The sequence below is a fragment of the Nocardia sp. BMG51109 genome, assembly GCF_000526215.1.
Classification (GTDB): domain Bacteria; phylum Actinomycetota; class Actinomycetes; order Mycobacteriales; family Mycobacteriaceae; genus Nocardia.
Window position 1 is genome coordinate 7,365,765 of sequence record NZ_JAFQ01000004.1, and the last position, 19,935, is coordinate 7,385,699.

General features: G+C 69.8%; 15 protein-coding genes. 4 read left to right on the plus strand and 11 right to left on the minus strand.

The annotated features are described in order from the left end of the window. Positions 1-8: 8 nt before the first annotated feature. The 8 genes from D892_RS0134720 to D892_RS48960 form a co-directional block, all read right to left on the minus strand. Positions 9-1,241: an NUDIX domain-containing protein gene (locus tag D892_RS0134720; protein WP_036567695.1), complete on the minus strand. Its 1,233-nt coding sequence runs from the start codon at positions 1,239-1,241 to the stop codon at positions 9-11. Next, positions 1,238-2,362 (minus strand): glycosyltransferase family 4 protein, encoded by a 1,125-nt coding sequence (locus D892_RS0134725; protein WP_024805664.1) that lies wholly within the window; start codon positions 2,360-2,362, stop codon positions 1,238-1,240. Before D892_RS0134725 ends, D892_RS0134720 begins: the two co-directional genes overlap by 4 nt. Next, the gene (locus tag D892_RS0134730; protein ID WP_024805665.1) at positions 2,359-3,399 is read right to left on the minus strand and encodes a phosphatidylinositol mannoside acyltransferase; all 1,041 of its coding nucleotides are present in this window, start codon (positions 3,397-3,399) and stop codon (positions 2,359-2,361) included. Before D892_RS0134730 ends, D892_RS0134725 begins: the two co-directional genes overlap by 4 nt. 58 nt (positions 3,400-3,457) lie before the next feature. Continuing rightward, positions 3,458-4,132 carry a phosphatidylinositol phosphate synthase gene (pgsA, locus tag D892_RS0134735; RefSeq protein WP_024805666.1) on the minus strand — a complete coding sequence of 225 codons (675 nt, stop codon included), beginning with the start codon at positions 4,130-4,132 and terminating at the stop codon, positions 3,458-3,460. Position 4,133: 1 nt separating this feature from the next. Next, entirely contained in the window at positions 4,134-4,757 is a 624-nt protein-coding gene (locus D892_RS0134740; RefSeq protein ID WP_024805667.1) for an HIT domain-containing protein, read from the minus strand. Next, entirely contained in the window at positions 4,750-6,825 is a 2,076-nt protein-coding gene (gene thrS / locus D892_RS0134745; RefSeq protein ID WP_024805668.1) for a threonine--tRNA ligase, read from the minus strand. The genes D892_RS0134740 and thrS overlap by 8 nt, the downstream gene beginning before the upstream one ends. Positions 6,826-7,385: 560 nt before the next feature. Then, positions 7,386-8,144 carry a (2Fe-2S)-binding protein gene (locus tag D892_RS0134750; protein ID WP_024805669.1) on the minus strand — a complete coding sequence of 253 codons (759 nt, stop codon included), beginning with the start codon at positions 8,142-8,144 and terminating at the stop codon, positions 7,386-7,388. A 293-nt stretch (positions 8,145-8,437) separates the two neighbouring features. Next, the gene (locus tag D892_RS48960; protein ID WP_036570915.1) at positions 8,438-8,842 is read right to left on the minus strand and encodes a TIGR02611 family protein; all 405 of its coding nucleotides are present in this window, start codon (positions 8,840-8,842) and stop codon (positions 8,438-8,440) included. A gap of 187 nt (positions 8,843-9,029) precedes the next feature. Between D892_RS48960 and D892_RS0134760 the strand changes: the two genes are divergently transcribed. From D892_RS0134760 to D892_RS0134775, 3 genes are all read left to right on the plus strand, one after another. Beyond that, on the plus strand, positions 9,030-10,430 hold the full coding sequence (locus D892_RS0134760; RefSeq protein WP_024805671.1) for a family 2B encapsulin nanocompartment shell protein: 1,401 nt from the start codon (positions 9,030-9,032) through the stop codon (positions 10,428-10,430). Further along, a complete protein-coding gene (locus tag D892_RS0134765) occupies positions 10,427-11,722 on the plus strand; it encodes a cysteine desulfurase (protein ID WP_024805672.1) in 1,296 nt (431 codons plus the stop codon). The genes D892_RS0134760 and D892_RS0134765 overlap by 4 nt, the downstream gene beginning before the upstream one ends. Positions 11,723-11,972: 250 nt before the next feature. Next, on the plus strand, positions 11,973-13,448 hold the full coding sequence (locus D892_RS0134775) for a glyceraldehyde-3-phosphate dehydrogenase (protein ID WP_024805673.1): 1,476 nt from the start codon (positions 11,973-11,975) through the stop codon (positions 13,446-13,448). Positions 13,449-13,489: 41 nt separating this feature from the next. On the opposite strand, the gene D892_RS0134780 is transcribed toward D892_RS0134775, so the two are convergent. Then, positions 13,490-14,491 carry a LysR family transcriptional regulator gene (locus D892_RS0134780; protein WP_024805674.1) on the minus strand — a complete coding sequence of 334 codons (1,002 nt, stop codon included), beginning with the start codon at positions 14,489-14,491 and terminating at the stop codon, positions 13,490-13,492. Between the two features lie 277 nt (positions 14,492-14,768). Between D892_RS0134780 and D892_RS0134785 the strand changes: the two genes are divergently transcribed. Next, on the plus strand, positions 14,769-16,016 hold the full coding sequence (locus D892_RS0134785; protein WP_198037189.1) for a Glu/Leu/Phe/Val dehydrogenase dimerization domain-containing protein: 1,248 nt from the start codon (positions 14,769-14,771) through the stop codon (positions 16,014-16,016). Positions 16,017-16,251: 235 nt separating this feature from the next. On the opposite strand, the gene D892_RS42865 is transcribed toward D892_RS0134785, so the two are convergent. Together D892_RS42865 and D892_RS0134795 are read right to left on the minus strand one after the other, a co-directional pair. Then, complete coding sequence (locus D892_RS42865; RefSeq protein ID WP_024805676.1) at positions 16,252-17,298, minus strand: HD domain-containing protein; 1,047 nt, start codon at positions 17,296-17,298, stop codon at positions 16,252-16,254. 205 nt (positions 17,299-17,503) lie between these two features. Next, on the minus strand, positions 17,504-19,735 hold the full coding sequence (locus tag D892_RS0134795) for a bifunctional SulP family inorganic anion transporter/carbonic anhydrase (protein WP_024805677.1): 2,232 nt from the start codon (positions 19,733-19,735) through the stop codon (positions 17,504-17,506). Positions 19,736-19,935: the final 200 nt, after the last annotated feature.

The following is a 19,935-nucleotide window of genomic DNA, read 5'->3' on the forward strand; positions in this document are numbered from 1 at the left end:
CCGCTCGATCAGCGGATCGAGCGGACCTCGGGTTCGGTGTCGCTGCCCGCGATCGTCGCGGCCTCGGCCAGCAACTGGTCGAGGTGGTACGGATATACCGTCTCCCCCATCGCATCCAGCGCCCGGATGTCGTCGGCCGTACACCACTTGTCGTCGGTCACGCAGTGCCGCTCCCACATCGTGGGGCTGCTCGCCGTCGGCTCGAAAACCGTTGTGCGGGCGACGAAGAACAGCTCCTCCGAGCGGACCAGCCGGCCGTTGAACGGGAACACCGCGACCCGGCGCCAGATCGGTCCGCGGAGCGCCGTCGAGTCCAGCGCCCGGCCGGTTTCCTCCCACAGCTCGCGCACGGCGGCCGTGCGGAGGGTTTCGCCGGGCTCGACACCGCCCCCGACGGTGAACCAGAACGGCAGGTCGGGGGTCTTCGGGTCGTGGCCGCGCAGCAGCAGCACCCGGTCCCGGTCGTCGAGCAGCACCACGCGGGCCGAGGTGCGCACGGTGTCGACCTCCAGCCCCGTGGTCGCCGCGGGCGTGACACGCTCGGCGATCTCGAAGTAGCGCGGCAGTGGCGCGGTACCGCCCAGATGCAGCAGCCGTACCGGGCGGCGGGTACGCAGGGCCAGCGTGTCGCGCACGGCGTCGTTGTGGAAGCGGCGGGCGATCAGCACCCGCGCCTCGGCATCGGCCAGCTCGGCCACCAGCTGCGGCGGCAGCAGCGTGATATCGATCGTGGACAGTGCCGCGGCCAGCCGATTCTCGACGGTCTCGCGCTCGGACCAGTCGACCCGCTCGGCCCGGTCCGCCAGCGTGTGCAACACCCGAGCCTGCTCCCCCGCCGCGGCCCGACCCGAATTCGCGGTGGGCGGAAGCGATTCGGCACCGCTGGGTACTCCGCCGGTGCTGCCCACCGATCCGGCAGTGCTCAACGACGGCCCCGAATCACTCGGCAACCCCGGACCACTCGGCGACGTTCCCGGACCGCTGGGTGGCGACCCGACGCCGCTCGGCAACGTTCCCGCACCGCCCGGCGGCGACCTGGGACTGCTCAGCGACAGCGCCACCGCGCGGGCCACCACCGCACGCCGCGCCAGCGCCGCCTCCAGCGCATGCCGGGCCTGATCGCTGCGCACATGCAGCCGGTCCAGCCGATTGGCCGTCGAGTACGCCCAACCGGCCGCGACGACGACCAGCGCCGCGACCAGCGCGAGAACGAGGATCGTAGTCGCGGAGAAAGTGATCATCCCGCCGTCCTCACCCGGGTCTCGCCGACGGTCACCGTCTCGTACACCCGCAGAATCTGTTCGGCCACCACCGGCCAGTCGTATTCGCCGACAACCTGATTCGCGGCGCGGACCAGGTTGTCGCGGCGCTGAGCGTCACCGAGCAGCTCGTTGATCGCCGACGCCATCCGCGCCGAATCACCCACGGGGACCAGCATTCCCGCGCTGCCGTCGCGCAGCACCCGGCGGAAGGCGTCCAATTCGCTGGCCACCACGGCGGTTCCGGCCGCCATCGCCTCCACCAGCACGATGCCGAAGCTCTCGCCGCCGATGTTGGGCGCGCAGTACACGTCCGCGCTGCGCATCGCCGAGGCCTTCTCGCCGTCCGACACCTGACCGAGGAACCGCAGATGCCCGGCCAGCTCGCCGGCCTCCCGGCGCAGCCGCTCCTCGTCGCCGCGCCCGACGATCAGGATCTGCACGTCGGGATGCCGCCGCACCAGCGCGGGCAGCGCGCCCAGCAGCACCGCCATGCCCTTGCGTGGTTCGTCGTAGCGGCCCAGGAACAGCACCGTCCCGCCGGAACGCGGATACCCGTCCAGCAGCGGGGCGTGCGCGAAGGCCGGCACGTCGACACCGTTCGGGATCTCCACCGCGTCGCCGCCGAGCGCCTCCACCTGCCAGCGCCGCGCCAGCTCCGACACCGCGATCCGGCCGCTGATCTTCTCGTGGTAGGGCCGCAGCACGCCCTGAAAGGTGCTGAGCACCAACGATTTCGTGGTCGAGGTGTGGAAGGTCGCCACGATCGGGCCCTCGGCGATCTTCAACGCCAGCATCGACAGGCTCGGCGCGTTCGGCTCGTGGATGTGCAGCACGTCGAAGTCGTTGTCGGCGATCCAGCGCCGGATCCGGTTGTAGGCGGTCGGGCCGAACGACAGCCGCGCCACCGAGCCGTTGTACGGGATCGCCACGGCCTTCCCGGCGGAGACCACGAACCCCGGCAGCGTGGTGTTCTCGGCCGACGGCGCCAGCACGCTGACCCGGTGCCCTCGCTCGATCAGCACCTCGGCCAGCTCCACGACATGGGATTGCACCCCGCCCGGCACGTCGAACGAGTACGGGCAGACCATGCCGATCCTCATGACGCATCGTCTCCCGCGGCAGCGTTCCCGGCGGACACGTCCGGCGCCGCCACACCTCCCGCTGTCCCGTCTCCCGCCGTGCGTTCCGCCTGCGCGGCGGCGATCCGGGCCCGGCGGGCCTCGGACAGATCCGCCTCCCAGAGCGGTTGCAGCATGTGCCAGTCGGCGGGATGCGCGGCGATATGGGCCGCGAACCAGTCCGCCACCTCCTGGGTGGCCGCCGCCACCCCGTTCGAAACGTCCAGCGGCGCATCGGTCTTCAGGCGCCAGCCCTCGCGGCCCTCGGCATCGACGGTGAACCGGGCGTGCACCGGCATCAACGCGGCGCCGGTCTCGATCGCCAGCTTCGCCGCGCCCGCGGGCATCCAGGTGCGCTCGCCGAAGAACGTCACCGGGACGCCCTTACCGGTCAGGTCGCGCTCGCCCAGCAGGCAGACGATCTTGTTCTGCCGCAACCGATCCGCCAGCTGCGGAAACGGCGGCTGCTCGCCGCCGGTGAGCGGGAACACCTCGAAACCGAGGCTTGCCCGATAGGCCAGGAACCGCTCGAACAACGATTCCGGTTGCAGCCGTTCCATGACCGTGGTCAAGCTGCCGTAGTGCTGCACCAGCCACGTCCCGGCCATATCCCAGTTGCCCGAATGCGGCAGCACGAGCACCACACCCCGGCCCTTCGCCAGCGCGGCGTCCACATGCTCGATCCCGTCCGGGTCCGGCATCAGCGGCGGCCGCGCGACGGCGGCGTGATCCATCGTCGGCAGCCGGAAAGCCTCGCGCCAGTAGCGGGCGTAGGACCGCATGCTGTCGCGGATCAGATCGTCGGGCACCGCCGACGGCTCCACGCCGAGCACGCGGGAGAGATTGCGCCGCAGCTGGTTCGGCGTCCCGGTTCGGTGCGCCGCACGATTCGCGCGCCGCCCGGCCCAGTCACCACCCGCGTCGAACAGCCGCCGGGCGGTGCGCTCGGGCAGCGCCCGGACCAGCCGCCACCCGGCCGCATACGCCTGGTCGGTCAGCCGGGATTTCATCTCGCCCATACAGTCGCCACCTACGTCACCGGTTCGGCAGGCATCGTCGCGAACTCCGGCCGAGCCCTCACTGACTGTCTCCCTGGGTCTGCGCCCGGCCGGGCATCGGGATGACGTCGCGGGCGCCCGCGGAACTGCGGACCGCCAGCACCCGCTGGAATACCGTGACAACGCTCAACACAGCCAGAATGTACATCGCGAGATAGACCGCGTAGGTGAGCCATTCGATGTCCCAGTAGCCGCCGATCCCGGTGAATCCGGCGCCGACCAGCACGATCACCAGGCGGTCCGGCCGCTCGATCAGCCCGCCGTCGGCCGACAATCCGCTGGCCTCCGCGCGCGCCTTGGCGTACGAGATCACCTGGGAGGTCACCAGGACGACCAGGGTCGCGATGAACAGCTCCTTGCTCTGCGCGTGGTAGACCGACCACCAGGCCAGCCCGCCGAAGACCGCGCCGTCGGCGACCCGGTCGCACGTCGCATCCAGTACCGCACCGTATTTCGTGCCGCCGCCGCGGGCGCGGGCCATGGCGCCGTCGAGCATGTCGAACATGACGAACAGCCAGATCACCATCGTGCCCCAGAACAGGTGACCGGTCGGGAACAACGTCACCGCCGCCGCGATCGAGGCCGTGGTGCCGATGACCGTCACCGCATCGGGCGTGAGCCCGGTACTCACCAGCGCCTTGCCCAGGGGCGCGGTCGCTTTGGCGAACGTCTCACGACCGAAGAAGCTGAGCACCCTACTCGACGTCCTTCCAAGCCGTTGCCAGCAGAGCCCGGGTCTCCCGCAACAGCTGCGGCATCACCTTCACCCCGCCGACGACCGTGATGAAATTCGCGTCCCCGCCCCAGCGCGGCACGATGTGCTGGTGCAGGTGGTCGGCGAGCGAACCGCCCGCCACCCCACCGAGATTCAGGCCGACGTTGAAACCCTCCGGCCGCGACACCTGCTTCATCACCCGGATCGCCCGCTGGGTGAACGCCATCAGCTCGGCGCTCTCCTCGACCGTGAGGTCCTCCAGATTGGCCACCCGCCGGTACGGCACCACCATCATGTGACCCGGGTTGTACGGATACAGGTTGAGCACCGCGTACACGTGGTCGCCGCGCGCGACGACCAGGCCGTCCTCGTCGGACATCTTCGGGATCTCGATGAACGGATGTCCGGCGGATTTCCGCTCGGCCGCCGCGTCCTCGGTCGCGCCGGTCTCCGCTTCCGGCGCCTCCCGCTCGGCGATGGCGCCGGTGATGTAGGACATCCGGTACGGCGTCCACAGTCGTTGCAACCGGTCGGGGTCGCCCGCGCCGGTGTCCACCATCTCCTCCGGACGAGCCGAATCCCCGTGCGACACAGCCTCACTCATTGCCACCAGTCCGAATCTCGAATCCCGCCGCGGTCGGTGAGGCGTTCTCGCGCCGATCGATCCAGCCGACGATCGAGGCGACCGCATCGGCCACCGGAACGCCGTTGACCTGGGTGCCGTCCCGGAACCGGAAGCTCACCGCGCCGGCGTTCACGTCCCGCTCGCCGGCCAGCAGCATGAACGGGACCTTCTGCGCGGTCTGGTTGAAGATCTTCTTCTGCATCCGGTCGTCGCCGCGGTCCACCTCGGCGCGGATGCCCGCGTCGCGCAGCAGCTCGACCACCCGATCCAGATGCGGGGCAAAGTTTTCCGCGACCGGGATGCCGACCGCCTGCACCGGCGACAGCCAGGCCGGGAAGGCACCCGCGTAATGTTCGGTGAGCACTCCGAAGAACCGCTCGATCGAACCGAACAGGGCGCGGTGGATCATCACCGGCCGCTGCTTGGTGCCGTCGGAGGCGGTGTACTCGAGGCCGAACCGCTCGGGCAGATTGAAGTCGAGCTGGATGGTCGACATCTGCCAGGTCCGCCCCAGCGCGTCCTTGGCCTGCACCGAGATCTTCGGCCCGTAGAACGCGGCGCCGCCCGGATCGGGGACCAGCTCCAGCCCGGAGGCCCCGGCGACCTTCTCCAGGGTCTCGGTGGCCTCCTCCCAGATCTCGTCCGAGCCGACGAACTTCTCCGGATCCTTGGTAGACAGCTCCAGATAGAAGTCGTCCAGGCCGTAGTCCTTCAGCAGCGACAGCACGAAGGTCAGGGTGCTGGTCAGCTCCGCGTGCATCTGCTCCTTGGTGCAGTAGATGTGCGCGTCGTCCTGGGTCATGCCGCGGACCCGGGTCAGGCCGTGGATCACGCCCGACTTCTCGTACCGGTAGACCGAGCCGAATTCGAACAGCCGCAGCGGCAGCTCACGGTACGACCGGCCGCGGGCCCGGAAGATCAGGTTGTGCATCGGGCAGTTCATCGGCTTGACGTAATAGTCCTGGCCGGGCTTTTGAAGAACACCGTCGGTGCTGTAAACCGCGTCCAGGTGCATGGGCGGGAACATGCCGTCGCGGTACCAGTCCAGGTGGCCGGAGACCTCGAACAGCTGGCCCTTGGTGACGTGCGGGGTGTTGACGAACTCGTAGCCGGCGTCGACGTGGCGCTGCCGCGAGTACTCCTCCAGCTCCTTGCGGATGATGCCGCCCTTGGGGTGGAACACCGGCAGGCCCGACCCCAGCTCGTCCGGGAACGAGAACAGGTCCAGCTCCAGGCCCAGCTTGCGGTGGTCGCGCCGCTCGGCCTCCGCCAGCAGGTGCAGGTAGGCGTCCAGGGCCTCCTGCGACTCCCAGGCGGTGCCGTAGATGCGCTGCAGATCCTCGCGGTTCTGGTCGCCGCGCCAGTAGGCGGCCGAGCTGCGGGTCAGCTTGAACGCCGGGATGAACTTGGTGGTGGGGATGTGCGGGCCGCGGCACAGATCGCCCCAGACCTTCTCGCCGCTGCGCGGGTCCAGGTTGTCGTAGATGGTCAGCTCATTCGGTGCAATGTCACTGCCGCCGACTTCCATAATTTCCGGATCGTCGATCCCCGACTTGTCGCCGATCAGCTCCAGCTTGAACGGCTCCTTCGCCAGTTCGACGCGGGCCTCCTCGATCTCGACCACCCGGCGCGAAAACCGCTGCGCGCCTTTGACGATCTTCTTCATCCGCGATTCCAGCTTGGCCAGATCGTCGGGAGTGAAGGGCCGGTCGACCCGGAAGTCGTAGTAGAAACCGTCCTTGATCGGCGGGCCGATGCCCAGCCTGGCCTCCGGGAACTCCTGCTGCACCGCCTGCGCCAGCACGTGCGCGGCCGAATGCCGGATCACGCTGCGGCCGTCCTCGGTGTCGGCGGCGACGGGCTCGACCTCGACGTCCTCGCCGGGGATCCAGGACAGGTCCTTGAGGTTGCCCTCCGGATCGCGCACGACGACCACGGTGTCGGGGCCCTTGGTCGGCAGGCCCGCCTCGCGCACCGCGGCGCCCGCCGTCGTCCCGGCCGGCACCCGAACGAGGGCGGCTGGGGATATGCGGGCTGAGGTGGTCACGGCTGCGCTCTCCTTGATGTTCGGGGCGGGCGCGGTGCCCGCGGCTTCGGGGTGCGGGGAGTCCCCGCGACTGGAACTCCGGGAATTCCAGGCCGGATTCGGACAGTGCCCCGGCGCGACCATGCTATCGGGAGCATGCGGGCCGCGTGCCGATGGACCGGCCTGTGGCGTTCCGGGTCGGCGGCATTCAGGGGCGGCGGCTTTCAGGGGCGGCGGCATTCAGGGGCGGCGCCGACGTTCAGGGTCGGCGGGGAGCCGTCCGACCGGTGCGCGACGACGTACCGGCCCCGGAACGGGCACCGCGCCGACTCGGCGTTCGGCGTCGGCCGCGGTGTGCGGTGTGGTCTGTCGGCACTGTGTCTCCTGGCGGCACTGCGTCTCCTGGGTACTCGCCGTCTCCGAGGTGCTCGCGTGCGCAATGCGGAGCGCTCGGGTACGTGGTTACCACCATGCTCACCGCCGTCCGACGGGCGATGCAATCCGTTTTCGAGATGTTCGGGCGCTCGATATCTCCGAGTCGCCTCTCCGCGCCGCCCTCTCGCGTCGTCTCGGTAGCGCGATCATCGCCGCGCCGCGAGTTCGCTCAGCAGCGCGTGCCGCTGCGCCGGGGGACGCTTCGGGCAGCTGGTGCACATCTCGCAGCCCGGCACCTCGAACACCAGGCAGCACGAGATGCGCCGCACGAACGTCCGCCCGCCGATATCGGTGAACCGCGGCACCGGCAGCCGCCCCGCCACCTCCCGTGCCAGCCGCGACCCGGCCTCCGCGTCCCCGGCGTCGAGGGCCCGGTTCCCGATCGTGTCGGCCACGATCGCCCACAGCGACGCGACACCCGCCCCCGACACCTCGGCAACCGCGGGAATGATGCGTCCCAACGACTTCCGCAGTGCGGGCCCGACCGCCCGGTCGTCCGCCACTTCGGGAACCGGCGGTGCGACAGCCGTATCCCCCGAGTCCGAATGCCCGCGGCGAGGGGACATCACCGTGTCCACCCGGCCGGTACCCGCGGCAGCCGCGTCCTGCCCCGCGCCCTCGTCCACCGGCAGCACGCGCTCGACGCCGCCGTCCGGCCGGATCTCGCACCGCAGGTGCTCGAGTTCGGGGACGTGCGCGGGGCGGCCTTCGGCGTAGGCGGTGGCGATCGGATCCACCAGCGACGAGGCGGCCATGCACCACCACAGCGTGCCCGCCACCCGCGAATTGCCGGTGCCCCACGAGATTCCCATGTCCGCGATGCGCTCGCCGAGCCACTGCGGGTTGGTCAGCGCGGTACCCGGGACCATCGCGGCGCGCGCCGACACCGCCGATTCCGCAACCATGTTCCTCCGATTCACCGAATGCCTTCGACTACCACCCTGACACGCTTGCGGACGCCCGGCCACGGTCGCCGCATCCGCCGAGGACAACTCGTATCCGGCAACGCTCCCGACACCACATCTCCGGCCCGAGCATGCGCGAACAGCCTAGGACCAGCCCCGACCCGTATCCCGCAGCCACGCCCACCGAGCCCCACGCGACCACACTCCACGACCGCTCACGGGCGCGACCGCGGCACGATCTCCGTCGCCCGGGCCGGACAGCGAGCACCCACCCACCGCATCTCGTGCGCGGTTCAGGCCAGTGGGCCGTGCAGCCACTTCTGGTCGAGTCCGAGCCAGCTGTCGACCAGCCCGAACGTGCCCAGGACCCACAGCGTCGCCAGCACCACCGCCACGGTCAGCAGCGCCCCGAGCGTCTTGACGACGAGGCCGCGAGCCGAGTACCAGTCCATGACCTGCCGGTACCGCTCCCGAGTCCAGCGCAGGGTGCGGTGCGCCCACACGAATTCGGTGGCCAGAATGCCCAGCCCCGCGAAGACGATCAGCCAGCCCGGCCCGGGATACGGAATGGCCACGATCCCGGCGGCCAGCACCACCACCCCCAATAACCCGACGCCGATGCGATAGGCGAGATTCAGCGTCGGCCGCTCGGCGACCGACGCCCGTAGCGCACGCAAGCGATGGGAGTCCGGTACCACGGAAGCCAGACTACGGATGATCACGCCGCCACCGGCGCGGTGGGCTTCGGAGATCGTACGGACCGGACACGGCGGCCGCCGTTCTCCCCCGGCACGGATCCGAAATGACCATTCTACGAGCGCAACTCGTCGGCTACTGCTACGTTTCGGCACACAGGAATGTTCTCCGACGGGGAGGAGACAGACCGTGCAACCGGCTTCGAACGCGGGCGCCGACGGCGCCGCACCGAGCAGCCTGGGCACGCGGGCGGCCCGCACCATCACCACCACGACCAAGACGCCCGTTCAGATGGAGGCGATCACTCCGCGCTGGCTGCTGCGCCTGCTGCCGTGGGTGGAGGTGGAGGCCGGTACCTACCGGGTCAACCGATGCCGGTCCTACAACGTCGGCGACGGCCTGATCAGCCTGCTCGCCGGCGCCGACGGCCCGGAGATCCTGTCCGGGGATCTCCAGGAGCTGGGCTTCCTGCGGGCCGTCGACGACCTCGACATTCTCGACCGGTTCGCGGAGCTGTTCACCGTGCGGCGGGTCGAGGCCGGCGACCAGGTCGCCGCGGCCGGGCAACCGGCGGACCGGCTCGTCATCGTGGCGCGCGGCAAACTCGAGAAGACCGGCGCCGGCCGCTACGGGGAGGAGACCCGCCTCGGCCAGGTGACCGAGGAACAGTTCTTCGACGAGGATGCGGTACTGCGCGGGGACACGTGGCCCTGGACGGTGCGGGCGGTCACCGACGCGGTGCTGCTCTGCGCGGACCGGGATCGGCTGCTCGGACTGGCGGAGCAGCACCCGCAGGCGAGCCGGGCGTTGTCCGCGTGGCGGGCCACCGGAACCGCCGCCCCCGAACCCGCCGCGGTGGCCGCGGGGCACCAGGGCGAACACCCGCTACCGGCCACATTCATCGACTACAGCCAGCATCCCGGCGAATACGAGCTGGCCGTCGCGCAGACGGTACTGCGGATGCACACCCGCGTCGCCGATCTGTTCAACGACCCGATGGATCAGACCGCCGAACAAGTCCGCCTGGTCGTCGAGACGGTCCTGGAACGCCAGGAGAGCGAACTGCTCACCAACCCCGCGTTCGGCCTGCTGACGGCGACGCCGCCGGGCCGGCGGATCAAGACCCGCACCGGCCCCCCGACTCCCGACGATCTGGACGAACTGCTGGCCCTGGTGTGGAAGGAGCCGGCGTTCTTCCTCGCCCATCCGCGCACCATCGCGGCCTTCGGCCGGGAGTGCACGCGCCGCGGCGTGCCGCCGGCGATCTTCGAACTGCACGGCAGCCCGCTGCTGACCTGGCGGGGCGTTCCGTTGATTCCCACCGACAAGATTCCCATCGACCCGGTCGATACGACCTCCAGCATCCTGTTGCTGCGGGTGGGCGAGCCCAAGCGCGGTGTCGTCGGGCTCCGGCCGGCGACGGTACGCGACGAGTACTGTCCGGGCGTTTCGGTGCGCCCGATGGCCGTCGACGAGCGCGCCGTCACCAATTACCTTGTCAGCGCGTACTATTCGATCGCACCGCTGGTCGACGATGCGGTGGCGATGCTCGAGCACGTGCAGATCGCCCACTACCACGACTACTCATGACCCTCGATATCGTTCCGCCGCAACGGTACTGGCTGCCCGCACCCACCGGCTTCCCGGTCGAGGAGGTGCGGCGGGACTTTCCGGCACTGCACCGGAGCACCGGCGGCCGGCCGACGGCGTGGCTGGACAATGCCGCCACCACGCACAAGCCCCGCCCCGTATTGGAGGCGCTGGACCGGTTCCATCGCCACGAGAATTCCAATATCCACCGCGGCGCCCACGCCGCCGCCCGGCACGCCACCGCCCGCTACGAGGGCGCCCGGGAGCGGGTAGCCGAATTCCTCGGCGCCGCGCACGCCGAGGAGATCGTCTTCACCCGCGGCGCCACCGAGGCGATCAATCTGGTGGCACAGAGCTACGGGCGCGCCCATCTGCGTCCGGGCGACGAGGTGGTGGCCACCACGCTGGAACATCACTCGAATATCGTTCCGTGGCAACTGATCTGCGACGAACGTCGCGCCGTGCTGCACGAGGCGCCGATCGACGACAGCGGCGAGGTGGATCTGGGGGCCTTCGCGCGGCTGCTCGGTCCGCGCACCAAAATCGTCGCCGTGTCCCAGGTTTCCAATCTGCTGGGCACGGTCCCACCGGTGCGGCGGATGGCCGAGCTCGCCCACGCCCACGGCGCGGTGGTCGTCGTCGACGGCGCGCAGGCGGTGGCGCACCTGCCGATCGACGTGCGGGCGCTGGGAGCGGACTGCTACGCCTTCTCGGGCCACAAGTTGTTCGGCCCCACCGGAATCGGCGCGCTCTACGCCCGCCGCGACCTGCTGGAGGACATGCCACCGTGGCAGGGCGGCGGCGGCATGATCGATACGGTGAGCTTCCGCCACACCACCTTCGCCCCGGTTCCCGCCCGCTTCGAGGCCGGTACCCCGCCCATCGCGGGCGCGATCGGGCTGGCCGCCGCCGTGGACTATCTCGCGAGCATCGATCCCGCGGCGGCGTGGGCGCACGAGCAGCGCGTGCACGCCCATGCCCGCCGGGCCATGGAACGGCTGCCCGGCCTGCGGATGCTCGGCCGGCCGGACCCGCAGGTCGGGGTCCTCACCTGCACCGTCGACGGCGTCCCACCGGAACACGTCGCCGCCGCGCTGGACCGGGCGGGCATCATGGTCCGGGCCGGCCACCACTGCGCCCAGCCCACGCTGGCCCATTTCGGTCTCACCTCCGCGGTCCGCCCCTCCCTCGCCCTCTACAACACCCGCGCCGAGGTGGACCGGCTGGTCGATGTCCTGTCGACGGTCGTGCGCTCGGGCACCGGAGGCCGGGCGGCGCCGGACTACCGGTGATCACGCCTCGCAGGGACCGAGGTGTGTCATCCGTGGGAGAACACGACCACCGCGCCGGCGGCAGCGTCGACCTCTGCCTCGGCGACCGCGCACCATTCGGCCTCATCGACCGGTTCACCGGCGCCCTCCAGGGCGCATCCGAATGACGCAGGTAGTGGCGCCGATCTCACAGCGGGGTAGCGGGGGCCTGTGAAAGTGCGGCCCTGGTTAGCATCGGTCGTACATATCGAGGACACCCCGAGGAATTGCGTTGACTGACGACCATCTTGACCGCTGGAACGCTCACGAGGCCGCGGCGGAAGCGATGATTCCGATCATCGGAAAGCTGTATCGCGACAAGGGGGTGACGATCCTGCTGCACAGCCGGTCGCTGGTGAACAAGTCGGTGATCAGCATCCTGCGGACGCACCGCTTCGCGCGGCAGATCGAGGGCGAGGAGCTGTCGATCGACGAGACCCTGCCGTTCCTCGAGGTGCTCGGCGCCCTGGACCTGGGTCCCTGCAAGATCGACCTCGGCCGCCTGGTGACGGCCTACCGGACCGAGGGCCGCGGCCTGTCGGTTCCCGAATTCGCCGCCGCGGTGCTGGCCGACGTCACCGACGGCAACAAGGCCGAACCGCAGGGGCCGCGGGACGTGGTGCTGTACGGCTTCGGCCGGATCGGGCGCCTGGTCGCCCGGCTGCTGATCGAGAAGGCCGGATCGGGCAACGGGCTGAAGCTGCGGGCCGTGGTGGTGCGCAAGGGCGGCGCGGGCGATCTGGCCAAGCGCGCGTCGCTGCTGCGGCGCGATTCGGTGCACGGAAAGTTCGACGGAACCATCAAGGTCGACGCCGACAATGACACGATCATCGCGAACGGCAACGTGATCCGCTTCCTCTACAGCGACGATCCGGCGGCGATCGATTACACCGAATTCGGCATCGACGAGGCCATCCTGATCGACAACACCGGTAAGTGGCGCGATCGCGAAGGGCTGTCGAAGCATCTCCGGCCCGGCATCGCGAAGGTCGTTCTCACCGCACCCGGTAAAGGCGACGTCCCGAATCTCGTGCACGGCGTCAATCACCGCGATCTGGATCCGTCGGACCGAATCGTCTCGTGCGCCTCGTGCACGACCAATGCGATCGTCCCGCCGCTCAAGGCGATGGACGACGAATTCGGCATCGTCCGCGGTCACGTGGAGACGGTGCATTCGTTCACCAACGACCAGAACCTGCTGGACAACTTCCACAAGGCCGACCGGCGCGGCCGCTCCGCCCCGTTCAACCTGGTGCTCACCGAGACCGGCGCCGCATCCGCGGTCGCGAAGGCGATGCCGGACTTCAAGGCCAAGATCACCGGCAATTCGATTCGCGTCCCCACCCCGGACGTCTCGGTCGCGATCCTGAATCTGCACCTGGAGCGCGAAACCACGAAAACCGAAGTGCTCGAATATCTTCGCCAGGTGTCGCTGGCCGGGCCGCTGAGCCGCAACCTCGACTACACCGCGGCCACCGATGTGGTCTCGAGCGATTTCATCGGCTCCCGCGCCGCCTCGATCGTCGATGCCAACGCCACCATCGTCGACGGCGACACGGCGATTCTGTATCTCTGGTACGACAACGAATTCGGCTATTCGTGCCAGGTGGTGCGGACGGTGCAATACATCTCGGGAATCGAATATCCGACCTATCCACGGGAGCGCGCCGACGACCTTTCCACGCCCGTCACGGCCGACGCGCGCTGACCGGCCCGCCGGATCCGTGCACGCCGCCCGGTCCGGGGTGATCAGCCGAACTCCACTCCCCCGTTCGGCACGCCGAGCGGTTTCGGCGGCGGCGGAACGGATTCCACCGCGGCGGTCGGCGCGGGTAACGGGGTGTCGGCGCCCAGCCCCTTCTCCGCCGCGGCGGTCCGTATCGCGTCCACGACCAGCAGCAGCGCGGCCCGGCGCGCCGTATTGGTGCGATAGGCGACCGAGACGGTCCGGGTGAGCACGTCGCCGAGCGCGACGATGTCCACCCCCGGCGGGCGCAGCGCCAGGCCCAGGTCGGAGACCAGCGTCACGCCCAGTCCGGACGCGACCATCGCCATCGCCGTCGCCTGTTCCTCCACCGCATGGTCGATCCGGGGTTGCAGGCCCGCGGACTGGAAGGCCAGCCGGGTGGCGTGCCCGAAGTGCGACCGGGCCGGCGCCAGGATCCACGGGTGCTCCGACAGTTCGGCCAGCGTCACGCTGGCCGCCGGCACCGCACCGGCCGGGACGGCGGCATACAGCCGCTCGACCGCGATGATCGCCCGTTCCAGGCCGCGGTCCCAGGTCATCGGGTAATTCGAGTAGTCGAGGACGAAGGACAGGTCGAACGTGCCGTCGCGGACCGCGCCGGCCGTCGCCTCCGGCGGAAGTTCCTGCGTCCGCACCAGTATGCCCGGGTGGGTCCGGGCGAGGGTGGTGAGCGCGTCGGGCAGCAGACCGGATGCGACCGAAGCCCACACGCCGACAGTGATTTTCGCCGTCATCGATTCGCCGGCCTCCTCGAGGGCCTGGGTGGCGCGCTCGACGGAGGCGAGGATCTCCTCGGCGTGCTCGGCGAGCAGCACCCCGAGGTCGGTGAGTTGCACCCGGCGCCCCCGCCGCTCGAACAGGCGGGTGCCGACGTCACGTTCCAGCTGCGCGAGCTGCTGCGAGACCGCCGACGCGGTGTAGTGCAGCGCACCCGCGGCCGCCGTGATCGTCCCGCGCCGGTGCAATTCACGCAACATTCGCAGACGGGGCAGCGACAGGTCCATGGCACGAGCCTAAGGGCGACCGCGAAACCGCGCCGCTCGCGGAGCCGGCGGCGTGACCAGCGTGTTGTGCAGGAACCCTGAACACTGCCGTGAACAAACCGTAAATGGACGCGCGGACGGGTCCTCCCGCAGGCTGTGTGCAGGACGCGAAGCATCGGCCGAGGACGACGAAGTCCGGACGGGAGAGATACGCGACCAGGCATTTCTTGTGGCGCGAGAACCGCAGTGGTGCAAGGACCGATACGAGCAGTGGAGGAGGTAGTTCGCCGTGACGACGATGCAGAACCCGGCCGGGGGCACGCCGGAGATGACAGCGCAGACCGTTCCGACGATTCCCTCGGCAGCGCCCGTCGCTCCCGCGGTCCGCCGGCCCGAACCGTATATGCGCCTGCAGTGGACGGATTCGCTCACCGGCGCGGTCGGCTACCTCGTCGTGCACACGCTGCGCGCCGGCCTGGCCACCGGCGGCACCCGGATGCGGGCCGGCTGCACGGTCAGCGAGGTCGAGGATCTGGCCCGCGGCATGGCGAACAAGACCGCCACCTTCGACCTGCCGGTCGGCGGCGCCAAGGGCGGGATCGACTTCGACCCCAAGGATCCGCGTGCCGTCGAGGTGCTGGAGCGTTTCTGTGAGGCCATGCGCCCGTGGATCGATGCGCACTGGGTGACCGCGGAGGACCTGGGCGTCCCGCAGCACCTGATCGACGAGGTCTTCGAGAAGCTCGGCCTCGGACAGAGCTACCACGCCGCGATCCGCCGGGCCGCCGATCCGGCCGCCACCCTGGAACGTGTCCGGAGCGGACTGAACGCCGAGGTCGAGGGCGGATTCCTGTTGGGCGACGTGATCGGCGGCTACGGAGTCGCGCACGCCTGCCTGGCCGCCGCGGTGTCCTGGGGCCAGTCGCCCGCCGGGACGACCGTCGCGATCCAGGGCGTCGGCACCATGGGCGGGGCCGCGGCCTACTACCTGCACGAGGCCGGGATGAAGGTCACCACCGTCGCCGACGCCGCGGGCACCCTGCACAGCGCCGACGGCCTGGACGTCCCCGCGCTGCTGGAGCTGCGCGACGGCTACGGCGAGATCGACCGCTCCCGGCTGCCCGCGGGCGTCGAGCAGCTGCCGCGCAACGCGATCCTGGCCGCCGACGCGGATATCCTTGTCCCGGCGGCGATCTCGTACGCGATCACGCCGGACAACTCGTTCGACGTGCGGGCCCGCATCATCGTCGAGGCCGCGAACGCCGCCACCACGCCGGAGGCGGAGGCCATGCTCGCCGCCCGCGGTGTCCCGGTGGTGCCCGACTTCGTGGCCAACGCCGGGGCCGTGGCCTGGGCCTGGTGGCTGCTGCTCGGCGAGGTCGACGACACCCCGGAGAACTCGTTCGACCGGCTGCGCACCATCATGCACAGCAAGGTGGCGCTGCTGCTGTCGGCGTGGACCGACCAGGGCGTCACCCCGCGCGAGACCGGCCACCGCTGGGCCGACGAGCCGGCGGCGGTCACCGCTCCGGTCGTCATCCCCTGACCGCGACACGCCGCCCCGGGACACACCGGGGAGACGAGAAGACCGGCGGCGCAGCGGATCTTCCGGCGTGCTGTCACGCCCGTCATCCCGGCGTGCTTCGGCCGGAATCCCACAGATTTTGGTGAGGGATCCGGCCGGCGGTACGCCGGGATCACGAAGAGGGACGAGGGCGACAGCGACGGCGGGACGGTGACGGGATGGCGGGGCGAGTGATGTTGCGGTACCGGCGGTGCCGTCACACGGGAGGTGTGACGACGCATTCCCAAGGCAGTTGCGGGAGTGGGTGATTCGGCAGGCCGATCGGATATCCGTCGACGCAAGCGGTGTCGAGATACAGCTTGGTGATGCGGTAGGCGTAGCCGTCGTGGTCATTGCCGTCGGCCGGGCGCATATCCCAGGCGAGCGGGTCGTGGCGCAGGGAACGAGCCCGGGCGCTTGTGCGTGGGTCGGTGAGCAGTTCGGCCCACAGTTCGTCGTCGGTCAGGGTCGCGATGCGGGCTGCCGCGGAGTCGTCGGCGGCGATGAGGTCGTCGACCATGCCGCGTACCGCGCCGTTGGCCAGTGCGGCGTCCCACGAGCACAGATAGGTCGCCTCCCCGATCGCGAGCTGTGCCAGGTAGCCGGCGGTGGCGCGGTCGGTGTGCACGGCGCCGTTCTCGACTCGCAGCCGGGCGAGGGTCCGCGGTGGGTTCTCGGTCAGGCGGCCGTGGGCGCGTCCGCTGCGCAGGAACGATTCGAGATGGTCCAGCTTCAGGGCGCCGGCGGGGGCGTGCAGGACCGACGGCCGTGCCCCGGACTCGGCGGCGAGGACGGCTTCGGCGTCGACATCGTATTCGGCCAGCAGCGGCGCCATATCGCGGATCCGCCGCGCGCCGAGGCGGTGATGATCCAGTCCGGCGAGGCCCTCGAAGGTGTGGCTGAACGGCAGATGGCCGACATCGTGCAGCAGCGCCGCGGCCCGGGCGACGTGGTCGCCGGGCGCGAAATGCGCCACCAGGGCCAGCAATCCGAGGCTGTGCTCGAGCCTGGAATAGGTCTGGTTGGTGGTCAGCACGGCCGCGCCGGCATGCGCTACGAACTGCAACCGGCGCACCGGCCAGGTGCGCAGCAGCCGCTGCTCCAGGGGCGTCAGCCGCACGTCGAGGGTCCACATCGGGTCGTGGTACCGGCCGCCACGGCCGAGAATGCCCGCGATTCCCGTGGTCGTGGCGGACGTGTCGAGGGTGTCGGGAGAGCCGTGGGTGTCGGGAGAGCCGTGGGTGTCGTATCCGGACGCTGTCACACCGTCCGTCCTATCCGACGTCGCGCCCGGGTGTCGACAGATTTCTGCCTACCGCTGCCGTCCCGGCCGGCTTGCGGGTTTCACCCGCGGCGGACTCCCGGCCGACAGCGGTCCCACGGCCCTGGGGGCATCCCGCGGTCGGCACTACGGACACCGATGCGGGTGCGGGTTCGCCTGCGCGGCAGGCGAACCCGCACCCGGCGGATCAGACCGTGACCGGATCGGCGGCCTGGTCGGAACGGTCGGCCACCTCACGGATCCCGTCGGTGGTGACCTCGAGGACGGTGGCCGAGGCGATATCGAAGAACAGGCCCGACACCGTCAGGCCGCGTTCGGCCACCGCACGACGCACCACCGCATGATTCTCCAGAGTCCGCAGCTGAACCGCGACGTTGACCATGGCCAGCTGCGCGGCCTCGTCATACCCGGCCGCCGCCGCGGCCGCCCGCACCGGATGCCCGGCCCGGAAGACCTCCAAACTCGGCCGCCCGTGCGCGAGCCAGTCATCCAACCCCGGCCCCGCCGACGCACCCGACAGCAGCGCCTTCATCGCCCCGCACGAGGAATGCCCGCACACCACCACATTGCGCACCTTCAGGTTGTCCACCGCGAACGCCAGCGCCGCCTCCCCCGAGGCATCCGACCCGTCGGCCGGATGCAGGTTGCCCACATTACGGACCGTGAACAGATCACCCGGACCACTGTTGGTGATCACATTCGGCACGATCCGCGAGTCCGCACACGTCAAGAACAACGAATGCGGATCCTGCTTGTCCCGCAACTCGTCCAGATGCGGCCGCACCACATGCGCATGACTGCGGTGATACGCCGCCACACCCGACGCGACCGGATCCGCACTGCGTTCCCGCCACGGCCCCAGCACCTCATCCAGCAGGCCACGCGCCGCACCCCGCTTCGGCGGGCCCTCCGTGGCATGCTCCATACGCGCGGTGCCGATCTCCACGAACTCGACCGTGCCGCCGGTGGATTCGTGCTGCCGGGTCCAGTCGTGAATGGCCTCGTAGGCGGCGTGGTCCAGGAAGTCCACCGTCAGCTCGACCAGCACGTCGGTGCCCGTGGGCACCTTCGCCAGCTCCTTGGTCAGCTTCGGCAGCGCCAGGAACGTGCAGGTGCCGTCCACGCTCACGATCCACCGGTCGGTGCCGGCGACCGCAGCGGCCTGCACCGACACCCGCACCACCCGCCACAGCAGCAGCACGAACGCCAGCGCCAGCCCGATCAGCACCCCTTCGAGCAGGTTCAGGAACACCACCGACACGATCGTCACCAGATACACGGCCAGATCCCCGGTGCGCCGCGCCAGCCGGATGTGGGCGAGTTTCACCAGCTGGACACCGACCACGATCAACAGCCCGGCCAGCGCGGACTTCGGGATCTGCTGCACCACCGACACCAGCGCGATCGAGAACACCAGAATCCACACACCGTGCAGGATCGCCGACGCCTGCGAACGCGCACCCACCGCGACATTGGTGGAACTACGCACGATCACACCCGTCACCGGCAGACCACCCAGCAGACCCGGGGTGGCATTCGCGGCGCCTTGGGCCATCAGCTCGCGGTCGAAGTTGGTGCGTTTACCGGTGTGCATCTTGTCCACCGCGACCGCCGACAGCAGGCTCTCCACGCTGGCGATCAACGCGATCGTCAGCACCGCCAGCGCGACCGCGCCCCAGTCGCCGGAGGGCATTCCGGGTAGTCCGATCGCGTCGAACAGCGACCCGTCGATCTCGATGCGGGCCACGTCGCCCGGCAGTGTCATCGCCAGCAGGGTGCCGGCCAATACCGCGACCAGCTGGCCCGGAATCATCCGCACCCGTTGCGGCACCCACCGCCACGCCACGATGATGCCGATCACGACGACGCCGATCAGCACCGCGCTAGCGTCCAGGTGCAGCAGCTGACTCGGCAGTTCGGTCAGGTTCTCGAATGCCGAACTGCGTGACGACCCACCCAGCAGCACATGCACCTGCTGCAACGCGATCGTCACACCGATACCCGCCAGCATGGCGTGCACCACCACCGGCGCGATCGCCAGCGCCGCCCGCGCGATCCGGCTCAGCCCGAACAGGATCTGCAGGATGCCGGCCGCCACGGTGATGAAACACGTGACCTTCCAACCGAATTGGTGGATGGTTTCGGCGACGACGACGGTCAGGCCGGCGGCGGGACCGCTGACCTGCAACGGTGACCCGCCCAGGAAACCCACGACGATACCGCCGATCGCCGCCGCGATCAGGCCGGCGGCGACGGGGGCATCGGAGGCAATCGCAATGCCCAGCGACAACGGCAGGGCGACGAGGAACACCACGATCGAGGCGGGCAGATCGTAGCGCGTAATCGAAGACAGACGATCGGACCAGGAACTCTCCGGTGAGTTCGCCGATCTGACAGACGAATCGGTGTCGGTGGACATATTTCTCCTTCACCAGGCCGGGTGGGGCCGGTCCAGTCGGTCGAACATGTTCTCCAGGCATCGAAAGCGAGCTGCGGGACCACTCTGTCCGACAGCCACCCGGAAGTGAGGCTGAGATTAATAGTAAAGACTTAGCAAAGCCTGAGAAAAGGGTAGTTAGGCTAGGACACGATCTACACTCGCGTGATTGCCCTCACATC